The sequence below is a fragment of the Sediminibacterium soli genome (assembly GCF_009939225.1).
In the GTDB taxonomy this organism is placed as follows: domain Bacteria; phylum Bacteroidota; class Bacteroidia; order Chitinophagales; family Chitinophagaceae; genus Sediminibacterium; species Sediminibacterium soli.
This window is the reverse complement of record NZ_JAACJR010000010.1, coordinates 92,004-115,682: the sequence shown is the minus strand read 5'-3', so window position 1 is coordinate 115,682 and position 23,679 is coordinate 92,004. Positions and strand designations below refer to the sequence as shown.

General features: G+C 53.3%; 13 protein-coding genes. All 13 read right to left on the bottom strand.

Annotated elements, in window-relative coordinates:
* Positions 1-37: 37 nt before the first annotated feature.
* The 13 genes from GWC94_RS16075 to GWC94_RS16015 all read right to left on the bottom strand — a co-directional run bounded on the left by GWC94_RS16075 (position 38) and on the right by GWC94_RS16015 (position 23,672).
* Positions 38-1,681: a polysaccharide lyase gene (locus GWC94_RS16075; protein WP_161836325.1), complete on the bottom strand. Its 1,644-nt coding sequence runs from the start codon at positions 1,679-1,681 to the stop codon at positions 38-40.
* Between the two features lie 32 nt (positions 1,682-1,713).
* Positions 1,714-3,576: a RagB/SusD family nutrient uptake outer membrane protein gene (locus GWC94_RS16070; RefSeq protein ID WP_161836323.1), complete on the bottom strand. Its 1,863-nt coding sequence runs from the start codon at positions 3,574-3,576 to the stop codon at positions 1,714-1,716.
* An 18-nt stretch (positions 3,577-3,594) separates the two neighbouring features.
* Positions 3,595-6,768: a SusC/RagA family TonB-linked outer membrane protein gene (locus GWC94_RS16065; RefSeq protein ID WP_161836321.1), complete on the bottom strand. Its 3,174-nt coding sequence runs from the start codon at positions 6,766-6,768 to the stop codon at positions 3,595-3,597.
* Positions 6,769-6,790: 22 nt separating this feature from the next.
* On the bottom strand, positions 6,791-7,540 hold the full coding sequence (locus tag GWC94_RS16060) for a DUF3826 domain-containing protein (protein ID WP_161836319.1): 750 nt from the start codon (positions 7,538-7,540) through the stop codon (positions 6,791-6,793).
* A 172-nt stretch (positions 7,541-7,712) separates the two neighbouring features.
* On the bottom strand, positions 7,713-10,118 hold the full coding sequence (locus GWC94_RS16055; RefSeq protein WP_235918595.1) for a glycoside hydrolase family 2 TIM barrel-domain containing protein: 2,406 nt from the start codon (positions 10,116-10,118) through the stop codon (positions 7,713-7,715).
* Between the two features lie 12 nt (positions 10,119-10,130).
* A complete protein-coding gene (locus GWC94_RS16050) occupies positions 10,131-11,147 on the bottom strand; it encodes a zinc-binding alcohol dehydrogenase family protein (protein WP_161836317.1) in 1,017 nt (338 codons plus the stop codon).
* A gap of 4 nt (positions 11,148-11,151) precedes the next feature.
* Positions 11,152-13,890: a family 78 glycoside hydrolase catalytic domain gene (locus GWC94_RS16045; RefSeq protein ID WP_161836315.1), complete on the bottom strand. Its 2,739-nt coding sequence runs from the start codon at positions 13,888-13,890 to the stop codon at positions 11,152-11,154.
* Between the two features lie 12 nt (positions 13,891-13,902).
* Complete coding sequence (locus GWC94_RS16040) at positions 13,903-16,731, bottom strand: glycoside hydrolase family 95 protein (protein WP_161836313.1); 2,829 nt, start codon at positions 16,729-16,731, stop codon at positions 13,903-13,905.
* Between the two features lie 4 nt (positions 16,732-16,735).
* Positions 16,736-19,489 carry an alpha-d-galacturonidase gene (locus GWC94_RS16035; protein WP_202628851.1) on the bottom strand — a complete coding sequence of 918 codons (2,754 nt, stop codon included), beginning with the start codon at positions 19,487-19,489 and terminating at the stop codon, positions 16,736-16,738.
* Positions 19,490-19,501: 12 nt separating this feature from the next.
* A complete protein-coding gene (locus tag GWC94_RS16030; protein ID WP_235918594.1) occupies positions 19,502-20,590 on the bottom strand; it encodes a Gfo/Idh/MocA family protein in 1,089 nt (362 codons plus the stop codon).
* Positions 20,587-21,624: an L-rhamnose/proton symporter RhaT gene (locus tag GWC94_RS16025; protein WP_161836311.1), complete on the bottom strand. Its 1,038-nt coding sequence runs from the start codon at positions 21,622-21,624 to the stop codon at positions 20,587-20,589. Before GWC94_RS16025 ends, GWC94_RS16030 begins: the two co-directional genes overlap by 4 nt.
* Positions 21,611-22,489, bottom strand: a complete 879-nt coding sequence (locus tag GWC94_RS16020) for an amidohydrolase family protein (RefSeq protein ID WP_161836309.1) — start codon at positions 22,487-22,489, stop codon at positions 21,611-21,613. Before GWC94_RS16020 ends, GWC94_RS16025 begins: the two co-directional genes overlap by 14 nt.
* A gap of 10 nt (positions 22,490-22,499) precedes the next feature.
* Positions 22,500-23,672: a CaiB/BaiF CoA transferase family protein gene (locus tag GWC94_RS16015; protein ID WP_161836307.1), complete on the bottom strand. Its 1,173-nt coding sequence runs from the start codon at positions 23,670-23,672 to the stop codon at positions 22,500-22,502.
* Positions 23,673-23,679 lie beyond the last annotated feature (7 nt).

The window sequence follows — 23,679 nt, the reverse complement described above, 5'->3', positions numbered from 1 at the left end:
TTAATGATCATTAAAAGTACAACAGTTGGTATAGTTGTTATTTCCTGGCCGTACCAACCGGTCTTACATTTTTGATGTCAACCACACTGTCAAGATACAATTCAATATTGCTGTAGCCGCTGGCGGTGATCCTGGCGGCGTCTGCCGGGTCGTTGGGATTCAGTTTATGCTTCAGTTCCCAGGCATCGGGCATACCGTCGTTATCGCTGTCTTTATACGGTGTACCGGCATACACGGGATAGCCGCCTACCTGCACCGGATCGGTGATGATACCGGTTTTATACGAATCGATCGGCAAACGGCGGTGTTTGAACTGCGCGGTCGGCAGCGGAACACCGGGATCAAAAACGATCTTACCTGTTCTTACCTGCTCCACTATCCGGCTGTCTACTGCATCTCTTTTGGGTAGTGTAGCGCCTGCATTGGCCAGCACATACTGTCTTGCCGTTTCGGCATCGGTAATGGTAAGGGCCGGCATGGGCAGGGGTTTGTTCCATTTTATTTCGGCCGTGTATTCGCCGGTATTGGGGAGTTCTTCCACCTGTACGCCGCCGTTCCAGTTATCGCGGGTGATCTCGGGATAGCCCTCCATGATATTACCGTTCACATAGGCGCGTCCGTATTCATGGTGTTTGAGCTTACTCCTGCCGCTCTCGGGTTTGAGTATGCGGTGTCCTACCGTGTTCTTTGGTGTGGCGGGACCGGGTTTGAAATAATTGTTGATGATATTGAACTGCGCCCTGTAATCACCGCCGTCGATCGAACGGTGCACCCAGTTGAACACCACATTGTTCACGAAATTGAATACGCCGTTCCAGCCAACAGAGGGATTGCGGCCCGCGTTGTTGGCCCATAGATTACGCATAAACGTACAGTTCTCGCCTCCCAGCGTGCTGCCGAATGCATGGTTCCAGGTATCAAGCGCTTCACCGAAAATGGAATTCTGGATGGTGATGTTCACCGTTCCGAGTTTTAGCTCCTGCGAACCGGTACTGTCGTTGTACATATGCCGGTACATGCTCATGTTCTCATCCAGTCCCCAGGTGGCAGACACGTGATCGATGATGATATTGCCCACGGGGTTGCCGCCGATGGCATCGTCTCTTCTGCCCACCCAGGTTTCGCCGCGGCGGAAGCGCATATAGCGCACGATCACATCATGGGTATCCACCCATACGCTTTCGCCAGCCAGGCACACACCGTCGCCCGGAGCGGTTTGTCCCGCAATGGTGATATAAGGCGCCCGGATGATCACGGGTGTTTTGATGCGGATGATGCCGGCTATATTGAACACCACGATCCTGGCGCCGCCCTGTTCGCAGGCCCAGCGGAAGCTTCCGGGGCCGTCGTCATTCAGGTTGGTTACCACCAGCACTTTGCCGCCCCTGCCACCGAAGCTGTATTTGCCACCGCCTTCAGCACCCGGGAACGCCGGTATGGAAGCCTGCGGCAGATCGTCGAAACGGGTTGCCCAGGGCACAAACGGCTTTCCTTTTCTGGCTTCTTCACGAATGATGGGGTATGCCAGATTCCAGGCGGAATCGGAGTGTTTCCGGGCCGCCTTCAACAGCGAGTCAGCCGATTTCTGCACAGCAGCCGGTATCTCCGGGTATTGCGCTGCCGCTTCCAGCGTGGCGCATACGCCCATCACTGCCACCAGTAAAATTCTCTTTGCCTGCATGATTACTTCTGTTTTACGATATACGGTTTGCTTTACTGTAACGGATCAAAACCACCGCTCCAGTTATTGTTCTGAACAAGTTTAGGATTATTGGTGATGGCAAGCAACGGTATCGGGAAGAAATAATAGGTCGACAGGAAATTGATGGGGTTGGTATCCAGCTTGGTAGTGGAATTGGTGTTGTCGTGGTTATTATTCCGGATCGTTGTAAAATAGTTGGCCATCATGTTATCCAGGTTCTGTGTGTTGCGGTAGCTGCTGCCGGATGCATCTTTCAGCGCAGTGGCCGTTGGTACGGTACCGCCTGTTTTGAGTACGATACGCAGTCTGTTGCGGTACCATCCGTTCAGGTCCGACATTCTTTTCCACCGGTACAGGTCCCAGAAACGTTTGCCTTCGAAAGCGAATTCGATCTTTCTTTCGAGCAGTATCGCATCAAACAGCTGGGCGCGGTTCATACCAGCTGCAAGTCCGTAGAGACTACCGGTGCCGCTTGTAATACCGGCTCTTTTTCTTACGGCTATCAAACCGCTGTAGCCCTCATCGGTAGCCGATGTTTTGCCGATGCCCACCGCACTTTCCGCAAGGTTGAGCAGCACTTCGGCATAACGGATCTCCATCCAGTCTGTACCGCTGTACTGCGGATCGCCGAATGTAAAGGTTCCTTCAGACACCGCTTTGCGGCAATAAAAACCGGTATTGGTAGCGGAAGATTCGGTGGATTTGGTGGAGGTTTCGTAGTACGTCCACAGTTTGTTGTTCACATCACCGTCCAAAGCCCATGAGCAGCCATTATAGGCGATGGTGGCGTCGAAACGGGGATCCCTGTTCTTGTAAAACAGTGAATCGTAGTACTGGAACGAGCCCGTGGCATCGCCCGGCATTTTTCCGTCTTTCATCGGGTATGAGCGCACCAGTTCCCAGGTGGGCAGGTTGGAACCGCTGCCGTTCATGTACGAAGGGCGGCAGGATTTGTCCCAGCTATTGTTTTTCTTGGTCTGGTCTGCGGTGGAGGTATTGTAACTGGTTACCATTACTGCCTCGGGGTTATTCAGTTCTGTAAACCACATGGTTTTATACGAGGCATTCAGACCATATCCGCCTGCGTCGAGCAGGCTTTTGGCCTGCAGGTTGGCGTCGTAAGCGGCCTGCCAGCGTGCTGCCAGGTCGTTGGGGTTAAACATGGGACTGGCCCAGTACAACAATACCCTGCCTTTGAAAGCCGCGGCGGCGCCTTTTGTGATCTTACCCCAATCGCTGTTGCTCCATTTGGCGGGAAGGTTGGCGATGGCAAAATCAAGATCGGCAGCTATCTGTGCAAAACATTCGGAAGTTTTATTTCTGGGCAGCAGCGCAGAGTCGCGTGCGGCCGTTCCTACGCCTTCAAGCGCTTTCAGCACTATGGGTACGCCGCCATAGATCCGCACAATGTCCCAGTAACGGAAGGCCCGGAAAAATCTTGCTTCTGCGATCGCCCTTGTGCGGAAGGCGGCCGACAGGGGGCTTTTTTCCATAGAACTGATAAAACTGTTCAGCTGTCTTATTTTACCCCAGTTGGTATTGGGTTGGGTATTGTTCGAGTTGAGCGTGGTACCAAAATCTTTCGGCTCATCCGTGCCGTAGCTCAGTGTGCCTTCCATGATCTTGTTACCGGACGACTGCCCTTCTTCCGACAGCTGCGACTGCACACCGCTGAGCGAACTGCTGGTGTTCTGTCCGCCCCACAAAGGAAGATTGTTATCATAGATATTATCCAGGTTGAGACGTACCAGGGTTGAATCGGAAAATACCATGGTAGGTTCCAGTTTGGAGAGATCGGTTTTGTCAAGCACTTTCTGACAGGCTCCCAACACCGACAATCCTGCAACCGCGCAAAATATGTGTATCGTTTTCATTGTTGATTGACTTTAGAATTAGAAGTTCACGTTTAATCCCATGCTTACAGACCTTAACTGCGGGAACACATCGTATGATCCGTTGGCGTTGTCTTTGTAATCGTAGGGGTTAAAGAAGTTGAACGGATTGATCGCTGTCAGGTACAACCTTCCGCTGTTCATGCCCAGTTTCCTCAGCACCTGCTGCGGAAGCGTATAGGCCAGGTTCAGCGTGGTTACCCTGAATGAGAAGGAACTTCTCCACCAGAAATCGGTGGCCACATCATAGGTGCCTGTGTAAAACGGCGATGGGTATGCTGCACCTGTATTGGTAGGCGTCCAGTGATCAGACCAGAATGCAGGTCTGTTGGAATAGGCATTACCCACTTTCCTTGCCGGCCCCTCAACCGAACCGATGCCACCCCAGCTCATTCCCATCACCACGTTCAGCGAAAGCGATTTGTAAGCCAGTCCCCAGTTGATGCCGAGGCCATAATGGTTCTCCGCTTTCGGTTTCAGGTAGTCTTGGTCAACCGTGGTAATAATACCATCTGGCGCGCCGTATAAGCCGGTAGCCGGATCCTGCGGTCCGCGGATATCCTGGAAATAAAGCATACCGGGTTTAGGTGCCTGGCCAAAGATGGTATAGCCCGGGTTCTTGGATAAAAATGCATCCACATCGGCCTGGGTTCTGAAGATACCGAGGCTGCGGTAGCCAAGGAAGCCCAGATCGCTTGATCTGCCGGTAGGATCCAGGTAGGTGCCGATATTGCCTTTGGCCACATCGGTTACCAGTACCTTATTATCGTTCCAGCTGAAGTTGGCTGTGACGTTATAGCTCCAGTCGCGGCTGATCCTGTCTTTCCAGTTTGCCGAAATCTCGTAACCGAATGTATTGGCCCTGCCGAAATTCTCTGAAGGTATGGCCGTACCTATCAGTATGGAAGGCGCGGAAGTGAGGTTGGATAACATATTCGAACGCCTGTCGATGAATCCGTCTATGGAAACACCCAGTCTTCCGTTCAGGAAACGCGCGTCGATACCGGCATTGTATTTATCAACGTTATCCCAGTGCACGGCACGGTTGGCCAGGTCAACATTGCTTACTACGGCCAGTCCCCTGTCGGTATTGCTGCCAAACACAGCGGCTTTACCGGTCTGTATCGTATAGCTTCTCAGCCACTGGTAAGGTTTGGTGGCGTCCAGTCCAAGCCAGCCCACCGATCCGCGGATCTTGAAGTAGTTCACTTTTGGAAACAGTCTTTTGAAAAAACTTTCTTCAGACAGCACCCATCCTCCGGATACGGAAGGGAAATAACCCCACCTGTTCTCGGGTGCAAAATTGATGCTTGCATCGGCCCTGAACTGTACTTCCACCAGGTATTTGTTGGCGTAGTTGTAATTCAGCCTGCCTATGTAGGCAAGACGTCCTCCCTCGGAAATGGTTTCATTGGAGGCCTGGTTACCGGTTGCAAAATTCTGGTTATCCAGACCGCCGGCCACCACACCGTCTACCTGTCCGGCCACACCGTCTGCAAACGATTCGCTCTGCTCGTATCCGAGCAAGACGGCAATCTGGTGCTGGCCGAAACTGCGGTCGTAGTTAATGGTTGCATTCACCTGGTAGTTACGGGCCATGGTGGGGTTAAGCCTTACCCGGTCGCCATTGCTCCAGGTATACGATCTCACCACCGAAGTATCGAGGATATGCCCGTGGTTGCCAAGGGTGTTAAACTGGTACACATCGTACTTGGTACCGTATTGCTTGCCCCATGAATTGGCGATGTTCTTGTTGTAATTCACAGCGGCTCTCAGTCCCTTGATAAACGGAACTTCGTAAGACAGCTGTCCCTGGAAATTAAGACCGGTATTATAAGAGCTGGTATAGTTGTCCAGGTTATGCACGGCAAAATAATGGTAGGTATTGATATTGGAACTGGTGCCCGCGCCCGGTATCAGGATGGGCAGGCCGTTCACAAACGGTGGGTTGAACTGCGACTCACCTACCAGCGTACGCCAGTCGTTATCGAGGCTTTCGTTACCCTGTTTATTGAAGGTGTTCTTTTTATCGGAAAGGTTGCCGCTCAGCGCAAGACCAAGTTTCAGACCCGTTGTCAGTTTGATATCGCTGCTTGCGCGGAAAGAATACCGTTTGTAACCAAGACCGTCAAAATTGCTGTTCTGCTCGTTGTAGGTGAAGCCGGCAAAATAGGTGGCTTTGTCAGAACCGCCGGAGATATTGAGGGTCTGGCGCATTTCATGCGATGCATGCCATGCCTGCTGCAGCCAGTTATAGTTATGTGTTTTGAAATAGTCCAGTTCATCCTGGGTATAATAAGCGGCCAGGGCAGCCGTAGCCGTGGTATCCCAGTTCTTGGAACCAGCGTTGTAGTTATTAAGGTATACCGCCTGCTGGTATCCGTTCATCATCTTGGGCATAACCGGTGCGTCGGAAACGCCGTATGACGCGTTGTAATTGATGGTGGATGCCCCCACTTTACCACGGCGGGTTTTGATCATGATCACACCGTTGGAACCGAGGATACCGTAAATGGCCGCCGCCGCATCTTTCAATACGGTGATGTTCTCCACTTCGGTGGCATCCAGCAGGTCAAAATCCAGTTTTGTGCGGATGATATCGTCGATCACATACAGGGGCTCTTTGGAACCGCCGTCTTTGGAAAAATAGATCGGGTTACGGATCGTGATGCTGGCGGGTTCGCCGGGACGGGAGAATCCGCCCGATACACCTACGCCTACGATCTGTCCTTTAAGCGCTTCCGATAAGTTACCAACGGGCACATCCTGTATCGATTTCATATCCACTGTTCCTACGGAGCCTGTGAGGTGACTTCTTTTCTGGGTGCCGTATCCTACGATGATCACATCTTCCAGCGGCTTGTCTGCATTGGTCATTTCAATACGCAGCGAGGCACCGTTGCCTACTTTGGTCTCATAAACCATATAACCTACGTAGGTAACGGAGATCACCGATTCACTTGAGGGCACTTTAACGGAGAACTCGCCTTTGTCGTTGGTAATGGTGGCGTTCTTTGTGTTTTTGATGCGGATATTGACCCCTTCCATGGGTTTACCCGTTTGTTGATCCGTCACTTTACCGGTGACGGTTCTCTCCTGGGCAACGGAGAGAAAATGGGCGCACAAAAGCAGCAACAGTACACCCCATTTGGCAGCAAGTCGATTTCGGTTCATATGTGTGTAGTTTAAAAAACAGTTATAGCGGCGCATTGCCGGACTGGCCTTTTTTGGCCGCTTCCCTTTCCCTGATCCGCTTCTGCCATTCTTCCCCTTCCTTTTTCATATCATAGCCGGCGGCCGACAGGTAATTATTAATGCGTCCTTTGTATTTTCCGAACACTTCGTGTTTTTTTTCGGAAGACCCTTCATCCATCGCTATCTCCCTTGCTTCGGTGAGCCATCCGTACATTTTTTTCTTCTGTTCTTCGGTAAGCGCCGGCAGCATATCCATATAGGCGCTCCAGGTAACAGGCAGTACGCGGTAGGTCATCCCGTCTTTGATCTTTTCTATCTGTTCGTCTGAAAGTTTCGTTTTTAACTGCGCCAGGAACGCTGCATGCAGCTGCTGCAGTCTTGCCGTTTTTTCGGATGCCGCCTGTTTCAGCGCGGCATCCCTGTCTTCGGCTGCGCCGGCATTTTTTTTCACCGAATCGGCGATCGCTTTATAGCCGTCGTGAATATGGTTCAACTGCACATACTGCTCCACCACTGCGGCCAGTACCGCTTTGTAGCTGGCAGAATCCGGGATGGAAAGTGTCTGTATGATTTTGGATGAGCGCTCCGTCAGTACTTTACGGAATTCGGCCTGCCTGTCGCCGGGCGACTGGCAATTTGCAGCGGGTTGTGCGGCGATAAAATAAAAAAGTATCCCCGCCAGGCGGAAGGCAACCCCTCGGGCATAACCAACAGTATTCGGACGGAGGCCGGCAAGCAATAACCTTTTCATCGAATTGCGTTTTGATCGGAGATGATTCATCTGTTCCCATAGGAATATCGATGATCACGCTAAAGATACACAGGCACTATAGGGGCAACAATGTAAGGTTTGATTATAAAGATGTACTATTTTACTATTTGCAAAAACCCTTTGCTCCGGGAACGATTGCGTAAATCTGCTGTCACCTATTTGCTTTCAGGGTTATGTAAGCGATCGGCAATCCGGGGCTGGTTGCCGTTAATGTACTATTTCCCTTTTTTCCGGTAATGCGCACCAATGCCAGCACCAGTCCTTTCCAGGCTTTTCGCACCGGTTTCTGCAGGGAGCTGCTATCGGCCTGGTAGCCGTTGTCGCTGCCGGCAATCCTGGCATCGCCTGTCACCGAAAAGCGGATGGTATTGTCTGCGCCGGGCACCGTATTGCCGCTGCTGTCTGTAATGCGTGCGGTGATATATACCAGGTTGTTGCCATCGCGCGGTTTGTAGATTTTATCCGCTGCCAGCTCAATGCGTGCCGGGCGGCCCGCGGTGCTGATTTCTTTTACCAGCACGGTCTTCCCTGCTTTCCTCGATACCGCTTTCAATGTGCCGGGTTCAAAAGGCACCCGCCACATAACATGCAGCTTCCCAGGCGTAGTATGCTGTTTGCCCAGCGATCTGCCGTTTAGGAATAATTCCACTTCGTCTGCCTGGTTGTAATAGGCCCATACATCTACCATCTGTCCGGGCTGCCAGTTCCAGTGCGGAAAAATATGCAGTACGGGTGTACGTGTCCATTGACTCTGGTACAGGTAATAGACATCTTTGGGAAAACCTGCCAGGTCGATTATGCCGTAGTACGCACTTCGCGCGGGCCACGCATAGGGAACCGGTTCGCCCAGGAAATCGAAGCCGCTCCAGACAAAACTGCCGCTGATAAAAGGATAGCGGTTGGCGGCGATCAGCGACTGCTCGTGCGTGGCGCCCCAGTAGGCATATACGTGGTCGTAGGCAGAAACGGTCATATCGGCCTTGCCTGCGGTAAAAGGTTTGGCATCCGGCGGCCATACACGCATACTGTCTGAAGGCTGATCGTATACGCCGCGCGTGGCAAGCGCCGATACAGTTTCGGCGGCGATGATGTTCTGCCCTGGGAATTTGCCGGGCAGCGTGGCATAATCGTAGAGCTTGTAATTAAACCCCAGCAGATCCAGCGCGCCGGAGCGGTAGATAAAATTCTTCCCCGGATCGGTTTCGGTGAGCGCCGATACAACAGGTCTTGTCGTATCGAGCCGCTTTACGGCAGCAGCAAGATCTCTGGCAAGGGCAATGCCCGAGCTGTCGAACTGTTCGCGTATTTCGTTGCCAATGCTCCAGGAGAATACGGAAGGATGGTTACGGTCGCGCAGCACCATTTCGGCAATATCCCGCGTAGCCCATTCTTTAAAATCGAGGTGGTAGTCGAATTTATTTTTTCGTTTCTGCCACATATCAAACGCTTCGTCCATTACCAGAAAACCCATACGGTCACAGAGGTCAAGCCATTCGGAAGCGGGTGGGTTATGCGCCGTGCGGATAGCGTTGCAACCCATGGCTTTCAGCAGCCTTAGCTGCCGCTGCGCCGCCGCCTCATTGAATGCTGCGCCAAGTATGCCCAGATCGTGGTGCATACACACCCCCTTTATCTTCTGCGGCTGACCGTTCAGGAAAAAACCCTTTGCGGGATCGAAACGAAAGCTGCGTATACCAAAACTGGTTAGCGTTTCATCCACCAGCTTCGCACTGCGAAATACCTGTGTTTTGAGACGGTACAGCGCCGGCCGGTCTGTATGCCAGCGCAGTGGCTGGTGCAGCAACAGTTGTTCGGTAGCCGTAAGACCTGCTGCCGTCACCGGTATGTTCCTGCCTCTTTTTACCAACCGTCCTGCGGGATCGTATATTGAATGAACGACCGATACCTGTTGTTTTCCTGTATCAATGGTTTTGATGGTTGTTTCAATATGTACCGTTGCCTGCTGCGCGCTAACCGCGGGTGTGGTGATATAACTGCCGCCTCTTTCCACAAATGTTTTACCCGTGATCACCAGCTGTACGCTGCGGTAAATGCCCGAGCCGCTGTACCATCTTGAATTGGGCTGCGCACTGTTGTCCACCCTCACCGCAAGGGTGTTTTCCCCGGGCGCCGGTTTGAGGTAGGGCGTCAGATCGTAGGCGAAAGAGAGATAGCCATTGGGGCGTTTGCCCAGAAGGATGCCGTTGATCCACACTTCGCTGTTGCGATAAACGCCGTCGAACTCGATCGATACCTGCCTGCCGTTTGCCGACTGCGGAAGAACAAAACTTTTTCGGTACCAGCCGATACCGCCGGGCAGCGCACCGCCCTGGTTTGTTGCGGGGTATGCCTTGCTGAAATCCGATTCAATACTCCAGTCGTGCGGCAATACAAGCCTGCGCCAGCGGGTATCGTTGTAACCGGGGCCGGCCATCGCGCTGTCATCACCCAGTTGAAATTTCCAGTCGCTGTTAAACCCAAGCACGGTACGGGGTTGCGCGCCGGCGCCAAGTGACAGCAGCAGAAAAAACAGGTACCAACTATATCGTGTCATCATATCATCGAAAAATTAATCGATCAGTGCCATGGCCTTGATCACACCCGAGGCGGGGTTCAGCCAGCTTTCAAACCGGCTGCCGATCTCGCTGAACTGCACACAGTGCGTAATATAAGTGGCCGGATCGATCTGCCTGTTACGCATACAGGCCAGCACATGATCGAAATCCTCGCGTGTTGCATTGCGGCTGCTCATCAGGGTTGCCTCGCGTTTATGGAATTCGGGGTGACTGAACGCTATCTCCGCTTTCTGCAGTCCCACCAGCACATACCGCCCGCCATGCGCCAGGTAGCGAAAGCCCTGGTTGATGGCATTCAGGTTGCCCGTGGCATCGATCACCACTGCGGGCATATCGCCGCCGGTGATTGTCTGCAAGGCTTCGAGCGTATCGGTTGCCGATGGATTGATGGTATGCACCACCTGCAACCGCTCCCTGCAGAACTGCAGCCGTCTCTCGTTTACATCGATGGCGATCACCTGTGCGCCCGAGATGCGTGCAAACTCCATTACGCCCAGACCGATGGGCCCGGCGCCTATCACCGCCACCAGTTCGCCTGCTTTTACGCCGGCCCTGCGGATACCATGTGCGCCGATGGCCAGCGGCTCCACAAGCGCCAGTTCATCAAATGCCATGTCACCGCCCTGCACCAGATACTGCACCGGCACCGAAACAAATTCCTGCATACCCCCGTCGATATGCACACCGAATACTTTGATATCGGTACAGCAATTGGTAAGCCCGTTGCGGCAGGCAATGCAATGACCGCAATGAAAATACGGGATGAAGGTAACCCTGTCGCCAACCGCAAATGTTCCGCCGCCGTCAATCGCCGCTATCTCGGCTGCCAGTTCGTGGCCGAGTATTCTCGGGTAAGAAAAAAAAGGCTGTGTGCCTTCAAATGCATGCAGGTCTGTACCGCAGATACCGATGCGCCTGATCCTGAGAAGGGCGTTTCCCTTTTGCGCCATGGGTATTTCCTTTACGTCGTACCTGAATACACCAGGCTGTTCACATATCCATGCTTTCATGCCGTTAGTTGTTTACTGTAAAATGATAGGTCCCCGATCCTATTGTTACCAGGGCCCTGCCGTTGGTATAGCGAAAACGCCTGCTGACAGCGCCTTCCTTTATCACCGAATTTTTATTTGCCGGCAGGTATACCGCTGCGGTGGTATTGGCAGGTATGGTAACCTGCAGCGCAAAGCCGTCTGCCGTTTTTTTCCATGCGCTTCCGATCAACCCGTAAGGCGAATGAAATGTTGCCGTGGCAAACTGCAGATCGCCCACTGCTTCGGGTCGTATCTCTATTTGTTTCCAGCCCGCAGATTGCGGCGCCTGCCGTATGCCTGCAACGGCTGCATACAGCCACTCCATCAGGTGCCCAAGCATAAAATGGTTATTGGATACGGATTCATATGCCTGCCAGCTTTCGGTGAGCGCGGTGGCGCCGTGCTGCAACTGGAAGCCATAGCCGGGCACATCGTACCGGCTGTTCATATCAAAAACCACATCGTTCTTTCCTGCTGCTTCCAGCGCTTTCAATACATAGCGATACCCCACATCACCGGCGGTGAGCGCGTTGTTGCGGCTGCGGATATCCCGTACCAGGGCTTTCACCGCCTGGTCTCTTTGCTGCGGTTCTGCCAGTTCCATAAAAAGCGCCATGGCATTGGCCGTCTGGCTCGCAGAATCGTATTGTTGTTTTACCGGGTCGAAAAATGTTTTGTTGAATGCCTGTCGTACCTCGCCTGCCAGCCGGTTGTACGCCGCAGCGTCGGCATCCTTGCGAAGCAGCCCCGCCACTTTTGCGAGGATGGTGATATCATAATAATACATGGCGGTGGCAGTGATCCCCATCCTGGTCATTTGTGAAAATCCCGAGGGTTTGGGACCGATATCGAACCAGTCGCCCAGTCCATGCGAAACAATATGCTCACTTGATCTGCCCTGCAGGTAACCGAGGTAGCGCTTCATCATATCGTAGGCTTCGGCCAGTATGCGGCGATCGCCGTACCATTGGTAGTAATACCAGGGCAGAATAATCGCCGCGCTGCCCCATTCGGGTGATTCGTCAAAGGGTGGTGTGAACACGGTAAACTCCGGCGCTATTTCGGGGATCTTCCCGTTGGGGTATTGTGCCTGCATCATATCCCGGATCACTTTCCGGCAAAGTGCGGCGATATCGTAATTGTACTGCACCGAAGCGCCCATAAGATGCGTTTCCTCGAGCCAGCCCAGTTTTTCGCGGTGCGGACAATCAGTGAACACGCTTACCATATTGCTTTTGATGGCCCAGTTGATCAGTGAATGCGTTCTGTTAAACAGTTCACTGGAACAGGAAAACGAACTAACCGAATCTGCGGCGTTACGCATATGCCATCCTTCCAGCGCAAGCAGTTTTGGTAATTGTCCGTTGCTGTCTGCTGCAATGCATTCTGCCTGCAGGTAACGGAAACCGTAATAACTGAAACGCGGCTGCCATTGCTCTGCGCCGTCGCCTTTTAACACATAGGTATAATAAGACGGGGACCCCGTGGCTTTCTGGTTGGCCCTGCCATCGGCGGTAAGCAGTTCTGCCGGGCGTATGCGCACCGTGTCTCCGCGGCGGCCGCTGACCGTAATGCGCGGAATACCGGAAAAATTCTGCCCAAGATCGTATACCGAAGTGTGGCTGTCCAGTGATTTTTGCTGTACCGGCAAAAAATGTTGCAGCAGTTTCACCGGTTCGGCCATCTGCGCTTCCAGCACCGGCGGGCCACTGGTAACGACAGCGGGTTTCCACGCTTGCGCAGAGAAGGCTGCCGTATTCCATCCTTGCTGCTCAAGCGTGGCGTCGTAATCCTCTCCTCCGTAGATACTGGAAAAAATAATGGGTGAAGGCGCTGTTTGCCAGCTTTGATCCGATACGATGTCTTCCGCAGAACCGTCTTCGTATTCAATGACCGTGCGCAGTATCATTTTGGGAAGCCCGTAAGCGCCCGTCATTTTCCTGTACCGCTGGCCGGGAATATAATAAAACCCATTGCCCAGCATTACGCCGATGGCGTTACTGCCTTTTTTTACCTGGTCGGTGATATCAAACCCAACATACTGCGCATGTTTGGCGTAATTGGTCCAGCCGGGGTCAAGAAAATGATCACCTGTTTTACGGCCATTCACATACAGTTCAAAATGCCCGAGTCCGCAGATAAATGCCGTGGCTCTTTTCAGTCTTTTCTCCACTGCAAAGGTTTTACGGAACATCGGAAGTGTGTTACGTCTGCCCCCCCACGATTTTTTACCGTTGAGGTGTATATGCGGCGCAATGATGGCTGTATCGGCAATGATGTCGTATGCGATCCATTGCGCATGGCGCCAGTCGCTGCGCTGCGGCAATCCCATCTGCCAGGCAGCCGGTTTGCTCCAGGCAGAATGGCGGCCCCTGTTGTCCCATACCATCACTCTCCAGAAATATTTTTTTGCGGGCACCAGTTTTTTTCCGCCGTACCCTACCTGCAGCGAGGTATTGCCTGTTTGTTTTTGTGTATCCCAGCTGCCGGCCTCTCCCTTTGTCAATGACAGGGAATCTTCCGCCACTTGTATTCGGTAAGCAGCCTGGCGGGTATTGCGCATAGAAGACAGCAACTCCCAACTCAGCGCCGGTGCGCTCAGCTCTACCCCTACCGGGTTTTTACGGTATTCGCAGCGGAGGTTGTCAACAGACAATCCTTCCTGCGCGGCTACCTGGGTAAACAGGCAAAGGATTGCGATATAACTGCCGTATTTTTTCATAATGGTATGCTGCTAATTGTCAGCAGTTATTTGTTTTACCGGTTCAAGCAATGCGTTGAATTGGTAGCGACCGTTTTTTACGGTAGCGATCTCTGTCACTTTATCGCGGTAGCGCAGCAATAGCGGCTGTCCTGCCAGTGAGGTAACGGTTATCTTCTGCAGCTTGTTCTTATCCCAATCCATATCGATCACGAATCCGCCGCGCGCGCAGATACCTTTCAGTTTACCATAGGGCAGCGCCTCCGGCAGCGCGGGCAGCAGGTCAATGTATTTTGTATGGCTCTGCACAAGCAGTTCGCCGATACCTGCGGCGCCGCCAAAATTGCCGTCGATCTGGAACGGCGGGTGTGCATCAAACAGGTTGGGGTAACTGCCGGCGCCTCCTTTGGCGGGGCTTATAAGCATCTGTATCATGCGGAAGGCGTGATCGCCGTCTTTAAAACGCGCCCAGCAGTTGATCTTCCAGCCAAGACTCCAACCGGTGGCGGCATCGCCGCGGTAGCGTAAAGACCGGCGGGCGGCGTTCATGAGTTGCGGTGTCTCGTCCCAGTTGATTTCCTTACCTGGGTACACGGCCCAGAGATGCGATATATGCCGGTGCTTGTTGGTGGTGTCGTCCACATCGCGCAGCCATTCCTGCAACTGGCCGTAGCGGCCCACCTGGTCGGGTGCCAGCTGCGCCAGATTTTTCTGCAGCGTATCGCGAAAAACCGCATCACTGTTGAGTATGCTGCCCGCGGCAATCACATTTCCAAACAGCGCGCGTATGATCTGGTGGTCCATCGCAGGGCCTGCCACAAGTCCTCCCTGCTCCGGCGAATTAGAAGGTGTGCTGATCAGCCATCCCGTTGCCGGATCTTTTACCAGGAATGCGTTAAAGAACCGCGCACAGTCACGCATCAGCGGGTACGCTTTGTTCCGCAGAAATTGCCGGTCCTGGGTATACAGGTAATGTTCCCACAGGTGCTGACAGAGCCATGCTCCGCCGGTAACCCATATACCGTGGTTGGCCGCATTGATCGGCGCCGTTCCCCTCCAGAGATCGGTGTTATGGTGCAGCACCCATCCCGGGGCGTTGTAATGATCGAGGGCTGTCTGTTTTCCGGTGGCCGCAAGTTCTCCGATCATCTGAAACAGCGGCTCGTGCATGGGTGAAAGATTGAGCGGCTCTGCGGGCCAGTAATTCATCTCGAGGTTGATATTGGTGGTATACTTGCTGCCCCAGGGCGGCGTAAGCAATTCATTCCAGATACCCTGCAGGTTGGCAGGACGGGTTCCGGGTCTTGAAGAAGCGATCAGCAGGTATCGCCCGTACTGCAGGTACAAGGCAACAAAAGAGGGATCGCCGGTGCCCGCAAACTGCGCAAGACGCTGGTCGGTGGGCAGCTGCTCATAGCCGCTTTTTCCGAGATCAAGTGAAAACGTGTTGAAATATTTTCTGTACTCGGCAATATGCGCGGCCCTGATGCTTTCGTATGTTTTTCCTGACAGGTTTTGCAACGCCTGCCTGCAGGCTGCGGCAGGATCGGCTTTTACAGACTGGAAATTCTGGTAGTTGGTTGCAGCCGTCAAATACAGTGTTGCCTCATCGGCCCCGCGCACGACCAGCCTGTTACCGGCCACAGAAAGACTGCCGCCCCTGAGCCGGATAAGCAGGTAGCTTTCGCCCCGCAGCGCGCCATTCCTCACCTGCACTGAAAGTGCGATGGTATTGTCGCCGGTTTTTGTGACACGGAAGTTTTTATGCGGACTGTTCAGCTCCGCTTCGAAGCTGATGCTGTTTTTGCGGGAGGCCGACAGGTTAACGGCGAGCGTCTGGCTGGGCTGGCTCACCAGGTAGCTGCGCGTGAAATCTACACCGTCTGCCGTGTAGGCCGTGCTGGCAATCGCCGTATGCAGATCCAGTTCACGCCTGTAACGGGTAACGGCACCTGTGTGCTGAAAACGCAGCAGCAGGTCGCCAAAAGGCTGGTAGCTGGCCTGGTAAACGGCTGTAGGCGGAGATTCATCATCCTGCACCAGGTATTTCCACGCACCGTTGAGTGATAGCTTTTCCTGTTCGCTGCCAAAGGGATAAACACCGATATGCCTTGTTGTGTCTTTATACCCGGTAATACCTCCTTTATCGGAATAGTTCAGTACCTGTATGGCAATGCTGTTGCGACCGGCATGCAGTTGGCCTGCGGGTATGCGGTATTTTCTTGCTTCGTTGTTTTCCTGTTCCCCCACCGGTTTGCCGTTCACATAACTGCGGTCGTAATCGCGGATGCGGTTCAGGTCGAGCACCAGGTCTTTACCCAGCCATGATGCCGGCAGTTCAAAATAGGTCCGCAGCCAAACCGCGCCGTCGAGACCTTCAAAACCCACACTCTCCCAGCCATCGTAGGCAGGCACCTGCATGGTTTTCCACTGCCCGTCGTCAAAATGCGCGGCGGATGGGTCTCCGTGCAGGCCTTTCAGCGACAGCATGTCCCGGGTCCAGGCTTCTTTTTTCCCTTCACTGCTTTTTAGGCCCATAAAATTTTTCTCCGCCAATGCCTCCGCGGAGCGCTGGTCGCCCGCGAACAACAAATGGCGGATGGTATCGAGGTATTTCCAGGCGCCAGGTCTGCTATGAGAACGTGGCGCGCCTGTCCACAGTGTTTCTTCGTTGAACTGTATGCGATCCTCCTGCACGCCGCCGAATAACATAGCGCCTATACGGCCGTTGCCTATGGGCAATGCCTCGGTCCAGGTTGCTGCGGGACGCTGGTACCATAGTTTCAGTTCCTGTGCGGGCAGCCGGCTGTACAGCAACTGCATGAGCAGCAGCAACAGGTATATTATCTGAGGTTTCTTCATCTTGTTATTCAAATAACCAGTCGATCTCGCGTTTGATACCGCTCTCCGTTAAACCTGCATCATAAGGAACGATCGGCTGGCTTTCTGCAACAACGCCCAGTACGATACAGAATCCCTTCGGCAGTTTCAGCACCTGGTCGCCTGCCGGAAAACTGTAGCTGTGAACGTTCACCGGTGGCAGTCCCGGTATCACCAAGGCGTTAGCAATCTTCACTTCGGCCTGCCCGTAATTGTTGGCGCCGGCATTGGTTTCGAGTTCGGGCGGTTTAAGGTACACGGTATCTTTTGCAAATGCCGCTCTTTTCGGGTTGAAATAACCCACCAGTATTTTCACCGGCTCCCTGGCAGAAAACCTGAGTTCTGTACCCGATTGTAACTGTTCCCTGAACGACAACCGCAATGCCTGCAGTCCTTTCAGCTCAGGGACAAGATTGCGGATATGGTAATCCCTGTCCAGCGTGCATGGCGCAGCACTGTCGAGCGTATACCATTCAGCAGTTGTTTTTCCGAGGCTAATGGCCGCTTCCCTGAACCGCACCTTTCGCGCAGTTTCATCGCTGCGATCGTTTTTGAGCGAATCGATCTTATGCCTGAAATGCCGCAGTTCCTCTTCCATCGGCACCAGCACTTCAGTCCAGTGCTTGAACGTTCCGTTGGATCCGCGAATGGGTATCTTCCGCTGCTGCGTCTGCATGCTGTTGGCGTAACGGTAGCTGTCTTTTGTAAGACGGGCAAGCAACCGGTATTCGCGCACACTTTGTTCCAGCAGGGGCATCGCTGCTTCCAGGTCTTTCACATCGGCTGAATATTTATACCGCAGCACATGCAACGCCGCTTCGGCCTTGAAAGCATAATGATAGGCCAGCGCACGGTAACAGTACATATCGTTTTTCAATCTTCCAAATTCCGCTTTGCCGGCGGTTATCCCTGTCGCCGCGCGTTCTATCGCCGCCACTGCTTTGTCGGCATGTTGTTTCACTTCATGGATCACCCGCGCTGGCGTTTCGCCGTTATGCGGTTGTTTCTTCCATTCTTTTTCGGCATAGTCGGTAAGCATTTCCCCTTCGGGACTTTCGCTCTCGTACAGCAGGGTGAACAGACCGTACCGGTAAGGGTTGATCAGTTGGGTCATCAGCATACCCAGTGTAAGGGTTTGCCGGTTGCCGTCTGTGATGCCAAAGCGCCTGAGCAGTTTCGGCGCTATCTCACCAGACTGTTCATAGGCCGCGAGTATGTTTTTTCCTTCGCGTTCGCTGCATCCGAACCTTGCCGCCAGTTTCTTGCTCCAGTAGGCATTTTCCCCGAGACTGTCGCGTTTTGCCTTCCAGGCATAGCGGCTCCAGGCGCCGTACCAGATCCAGTCGCGTTCAATCTGCCACAGGCGTTTGCCTTTCACACTGTCTGCCGTATAGGGCCAGTCCCAGTACGATGCCTGCGGGTACAGATGCAGCCCGTTGCCGCCCATTACCTCGTGCATACCCGTTACGGACTGGCGGATAAAATCCGGCGATCCGTAGCGGAAAGGTTCCAGGTTGGCGAGTATGTGCACATTCTCTATCTGTACGCTGCCCAGGCGACTGAGTGTTTGGTGCAATGCTGCCCAGGCGCCGCGCGGACGGGGTGTAGTCAGCGCCTCGCCGTTGAATTTGGCCTCGGTATATAAGTTGCTGTACAGCGGCAATGCGGCTTTCATTACAGCAGGAGCATCAGTATCGTGGGCACGTAAAACGATCGGCGGCTCTTCTTTTTTGCCAAGCGCTTTAAGTCCGTCCTGTACGCCGGGGATAATGGTTTTGGTGAACCATTCGATATCGTCTTTGCCAACGCCCTCCATGGCTTCGCCCAGGCAGACCATCAGGCCTGTGTTGGGGTATTTCTCAACAAACGCGGCAATTGATTTGCGTGTATAGTCTGCGATCAGCGGAATGATGGGACGTTCCCTGTCCTGAGTTTTGATATGATGGTATTCGGCAAAAGGTTTGGACACGATGATGTTGTAGAACATCTGTATGACCCAGATACCACGCTTGTCCGCTTCGGCGGTAATGAACCGGTACATGTCTTCGTTGCGTTTGAAGGTGCTGTCATCCACTTCCACCGCATAGGGATATTCCTTTAGTTTTACCAGCGAAGCAAACGGATGGCCATTCCACAGGTACAGTGAGTTCATGCGGTTGGCGAGCATCGAGTCCAGCACCTGCAACCAGTGCTGCCTGTTGTAGAACCAGGGAAAAGTTTCCGGCGTATAGGGATATTCATACACCGTTCTTCCCGGCAGGTAATACGGTTTCTGCAGGCCGATGCAGGTGCCGCGCAGCACCATTTCGGGCGCATCGCTGGTATGCATGTTCAGCGGAATGCGATGCTGCGCCCCGATCGCTTCTGCCAGTTCAAGACAGCCGTACAACACGCCCGACTCGTCGGCACCGGCTACCAGCACGGTATTTTTTTCGGCGTGAATAAAAAAACCTTCCTTACGCAGTTCGGGGATGGTAAGACCCAAGGCTCCTGCCGCGTTGCTTACCGCCGTATCGTTTTTTTTGCCGACGATGATGGTTGTTGCCGGCATGCCGGCAACAGGGTGAGTTTCCGCGTTGCGGTAACCGTTTGCCTGCAATGCAGCAAACAGTTTCTGCACGGCAAATACTGTTCGTGGCGAAGGCGAGGCATTGCGTACCCGCACCGGGCGCTGCGCATAGGCCGTGCCTGCAATGAACAGGCTGAAAACAAGGATACTATTTGTAAGATACTGCTTCAACACTGACCTGACTTATGGGTTTTCAATAAAATCTGCCAAAGGGGTACCGCCGTTGTTGCTGCTTTGGTAAGCGGCTTCCACGCAGGCCATGGTATAGATACAATCGTCTGCGCTGTTATCGGGCGCTGCTATGCTGCCTTCTGCGGCCAGCATCAGTTCTGCCATGCTGCCGATGAATGCATGTGGAAACCAGCTGCCTTCTATCGGCAATGTTTTCCACTCGGGTTCTGCTTCCGGACTGAGCAGGATGTATTCGAAGCTGTCTGCCGCCCCGCGCGGATAATTGATCAGTGCCCCGAAATTGATCATGACGGCGCCCCTGCTTCCTTCAAATTTGATATAAGACTGCTGTTTGGGCAAACCGTAGCGGTGGCAATGGTTGGTAAGAATATTTGCACGTACCATTTCGCCGTAGTTCATGATGATATTACTGCGCACCGAGGCCATGTTTTTCATGAAAGGATGCCCGGTGGTACGCGCGTATACAGCCTGCGGATTACCCAGCATGTTGCGCACGAGGTCTATATAATGAATGCTGTGGTACAATATTTCCACACGCGGCGATGCGGCCAGAAAGTCCCACATATCCCAGGGCGTGTACACATTAACGTTCACTTCAATATCGTTCAGTTCGCCCAGCAGGTCTTCGCGCAGCAGTTTTTTTACAGCGAGTATATAAGGTGCATACCGCAACTGGAAATTGATGGCGGCCAGCATGTTTTTCTCTTTTACCAGCCGGTGAATTTTTTTTGCTTCGGACAGGTTCTCGCCCATCGGCTTCTGCAATAACACGGCGGCCCCCTCCGGCAGCTGTTCCAGCACAGGTATTGTTTGCGAGCCCGGTACCGCCACGTCAAACACCGCATTTGCGGGCGCATGGGTGATCATCGCCTGCAGTGTTTCAAATACATGCGGTATCGAAAACCGGTGGGCCGTGTCCTGCGCTCTGCCCGGTGTGATATCGTATATACCCTGCACATCAAACCCGGCAATACGGTACGCAGGCAGGTGTGCGGTATTGACGATACCACCCGCCCCTATGATAAATACGGGTCTTTTTTCGCGGGGCAGTATATGGTCAACGGTCACAGTATGCATCATTTATTTTCACCAAGATAATTGCCATAGGTCAGAAGTAATATAGCGGTTACCAGCGCGAGCAGTGCCAGCGCCAGCCATCGTTTTGTTTTTACGCTGCACTGTTTCCATTCTTTCATGATAATGCCTGCTACGGTGCTGAAAAGCACCAGCATGATCATATGTATGGCCCAGCTGCTGAAACGATAGCGCCCCATCCGCACATGGCCAAGTCCGTAAAAGAAAAACTGGCCGTACCACAGCACGCCGGTCAGTGCCGACAGCAAATAATTCTGCAGAAGACTGTCATTGCCCGCGTTGCCAAATTCCCTGAAAGTTTTCTCTTTTACGTGCAGGTACAGGCAGTAGCATGCCGTAGAAACAAAGGCACCGGTATTGGCAAAAATATAGATCACATTACCCTGGAAATTGCCCGCGCCGTGCTGCGCCGCCACATCGGCAATGGGCTGGCCATGGTCGAGTGCAAACCCGTATAGTGCAGACAATATGCCCGCCAGCAGGCATAGCGGCAATCCTTTCCGCAGCGAGAACCGGCCCCTGTCTTTTTCGCCGGCCATCATATCTTTCTCCTTGTTCCTTCCCGCCACACCGCAAAGGGCGATACCTGCGGCGCCCATTGCTACGCCTCCCATGAGGAAACCCGCGCCGCTGGATTGCATTACTTCGGTAAGCGTGCCGTGTACCAGCGGTGGCAACAAAGTGCCCAGCACGCAGCTGATGCCCACAGCGATGGCGTAGGTAAGTGAAAAACCGAGGTACCTGATAGCTATCCCAAAAGCGGTTCCGCCGATGCCGTATGCCATTCCCAGTAGAAATACTTTCTGCATGATGTCGGTGGGCGCTTCCTGCAGTACCAGCCGGAGTTCGGGTATGGTGATCAGTGCCACCAGCACAGGTAATGCCAGCCAGCAAACGGCTGCCTGCAGCAACCAGTAGGTTTGCCAGCTCCAGCTTTTCACACCTTTACCCGGCGTGTAGCAAAGCGCCGCACCCGACGCACCCACTGCATGATACAGGATACCGTTAATTGCTTCCATGCGGTTGATTGAGTCCTAATTGGTAAAAATTGTCTGCATTGGTAAACAGCACCTGTTGCTGTTCCGCTTCGCTCAGCAGATCCGAAAGGATGGCCGATAGGGTTTCCCAGGTATGGCTGTAGCTGCCGGCCAGCATGGATACCGGCCAGTCGCTGCCGCAGAAACAGCGATCCGTTCCGAAATGCTCCAGTGCAAATGCCACAGCGGGTTTGATATCCTCTGCGGTGCGTTCTGCAAAATTGCCCGAAGCGGTTCCCAGTCCGGATATCTTCGCAAAAATATTCGGCTGCTGTGCTGCCGCCGCCATCAGCCGGCCCCATTGTCCCAACCCGTTCGTGGCGGGTATCGGCGGCCAGTTCAGGTGATCGAAGACGATGTTGAGTTCCGGCAGTTTTTCCGCCAGTTGCCGAACAGTATCGATATGGGCGGGCAGTATACCCACTGCATCGTATGTTAACCCTGCGGCAGCCACCAGTTTAAGGCTTTCCAGTACCGCGGGCTGCAGCAGCCATTGCGGATCGGGTTCATCGTGGGTCTGGTGGCGGATGCCTTTGCAGATCTTTTCTTTCAGGTGAAGGTTTTCGAGCAGGTTCTGCGTTGCCACGGTATCCATGAGCGGAAGCCAGGCAACCACACCCGCAATCCATGGCGTGTGCGCAGCGGTTTCAAACATCAGCCTGGTATCTTCCAGGTTACCGGCTGCCTGCACCAGCACGCCGGCGGTAACGCCTGCCTGTGCCCGCTCCGGTTCCATTTCATCGAGCAGCCAGCTGCGGTTGAGCAGGGAGTTGTCGCCCGCCAGCCAGGGATAATCGGCTTTACCGAGATCCCAGATATGCAGGTGCGTATCAACAATGCGTTTCATGGCTCAATCGTTAAGGTTTTGCAACCTGCTGCAGGGCATTTACCAATCCAAACTGCGCGTCGATCACTTCGTTGTGTTCGCCGAGCAGGGGTGCGCCCGTGGTATTCACTAATAATTTTCCATCCACGCGTATCGGGCATCGGGTGGTTTTCACCGACAGCCCGTTTCCGGTTGTAACGGTGATCTCCATGTTCAATACGCGGTATGCTTCTTCTTTTATGAGTGCATCGTAGTCAAGCACAGGCGCACACCAGATATCTGCCGACTGCAGTATCTGCAGCCAGTGACCGGCAGTTGCCTGCTGCAGATGATCTGCCAGTATCTTTTTTATTTCATCACGTTTGTCGAACCAATCGCCGGCATGTGTGAATGTTTTCAGCGCCTCGCATCCCAGCAGGGATCCCAGACGTACAATATCCGTCATCGCCAATGCAATGTATCCATTTTTTGTACTGTAGATGCCATAAGGCGCAGCGATATACGCATGCCCGCTGTTAACGGCACTGCGCACGGGCAGTTTATTGCCATCGTTATAATAACAGGTAAGTACCTCAAACTGAAAATCCAGCACCGACTCAAACATGCTTACCTGCACCAGCGCTCCCTCTCCGTTTACGCCACGTTTGTACAATGCGGCAAGAATGCCCTGCGCAATATGTGTGCCGGCAAGAATATCCACTGCAGCCACGCCCACCGGTGTGGGATTTTCGGCGTGATTATTACTCAGCCACGCAAGTCCTGATGCAGCCTGCAGCAAAAGGTCCTGCCCGGGCAGGTCTTTCCAGGGCCCTTCGTTACCGTACCCGCTGATCTCTGCGTAGACGATGGAAGGATTTATTTTTTTTACGCTTTCGTAGTCCAGGCCCAGCCGCTGCATAACACCCGGGCGGAAATTGTGCATCATCACATCGGCTTCCGCAAGCAGCTGTTTTATTTTTTCGAGGTCGTCTGCATCTTTCAGGTCTGCCGCGTAACTCTGTTTGTTGCGGTTGATCGCATGAAAAATCGTGGACTCGCCTTCTATCTTTACATCGGACACATACAGCTGCCGGCAGATATCGCCGGTAACGGGTTTTTCCACTTTGATAACACGTGCGCCCATATCTGCCAGACGCAGTGATGCGGAAGGTCCCGAGAGGAACTGGCTGAAATCGATCACGACAATATCTTCTAATAATTTCATTCGCAGT

Coding starts and splice junctions, on each gene's coding strand:
- GWC94_RS16045 (WP_161836315.1), bottom strand. CDS start 13,890: ATGAAAAAATACGGCAGTTATATCGCAATCCTTTGCCTGTTTACCCAG.
- GWC94_RS16050 (WP_161836317.1), bottom strand. CDS start 11,147: ATGAAAGCATGGATATGTGAACAGCCTGGTGTATTCAGGTACGACGTA.
- GWC94_RS16015 (WP_161836307.1), bottom strand. CDS start 23,672: ATGAAATTATTAGAAGATATTGTCGTGATCGATTTCAGCCAGTTCCTC.
- GWC94_RS16070 (WP_161836323.1), bottom strand. CDS start 3,576: ATGAAAACGATACACATATTTTGCGCGGTTGCAGGATTGTCGGTGTTG.
- GWC94_RS16040 (WP_161836313.1), bottom strand. CDS start 16,731: ATGAAGAAACCTCAGATAATATACCTGTTGCTGCTGCTCATGCAGTTG.
- GWC94_RS16030 (WP_235918594.1), bottom strand. CDS start 20,590: ATGATGCATACTGTGACCGTTGACCATATACTGCCCCGCGAAAAAAGA.
- GWC94_RS16055 (WP_235918595.1), bottom strand. CDS start 10,118: ATGATGACACGATATAGTTGGTACCTGTTTTTTCTGCTGCTGTCACTT.
- GWC94_RS16025 (WP_161836311.1), bottom strand. CDS start 21,624: ATGGAAGCAATTAACGGTATCCTGTATCATGCAGTGGGTGCGTCGGGT.
- GWC94_RS16020 (WP_161836309.1), bottom strand. CDS start 22,489: ATGAAACGCATTGTTGATACGCACCTGCATATCTGGGATCTCGGTAAA.
- GWC94_RS16075 (WP_161836325.1), bottom strand. CDS start 1,681: ATGCAGGCAAAGAGAATTTTACTGGTGGCAGTGATGGGCGTATGCGCC.
- GWC94_RS16060 (WP_161836319.1), bottom strand. CDS start 7,540: ATGAAAAGGTTATTGCTTGCCGGCCTCCGTCCGAATACTGTTGGTTAT.
- GWC94_RS16065 (WP_161836321.1), bottom strand. CDS start 6,768: ATGAACCGAAATCGACTTGCTGCCAAATGGGGTGTACTGTTGCTGCTT.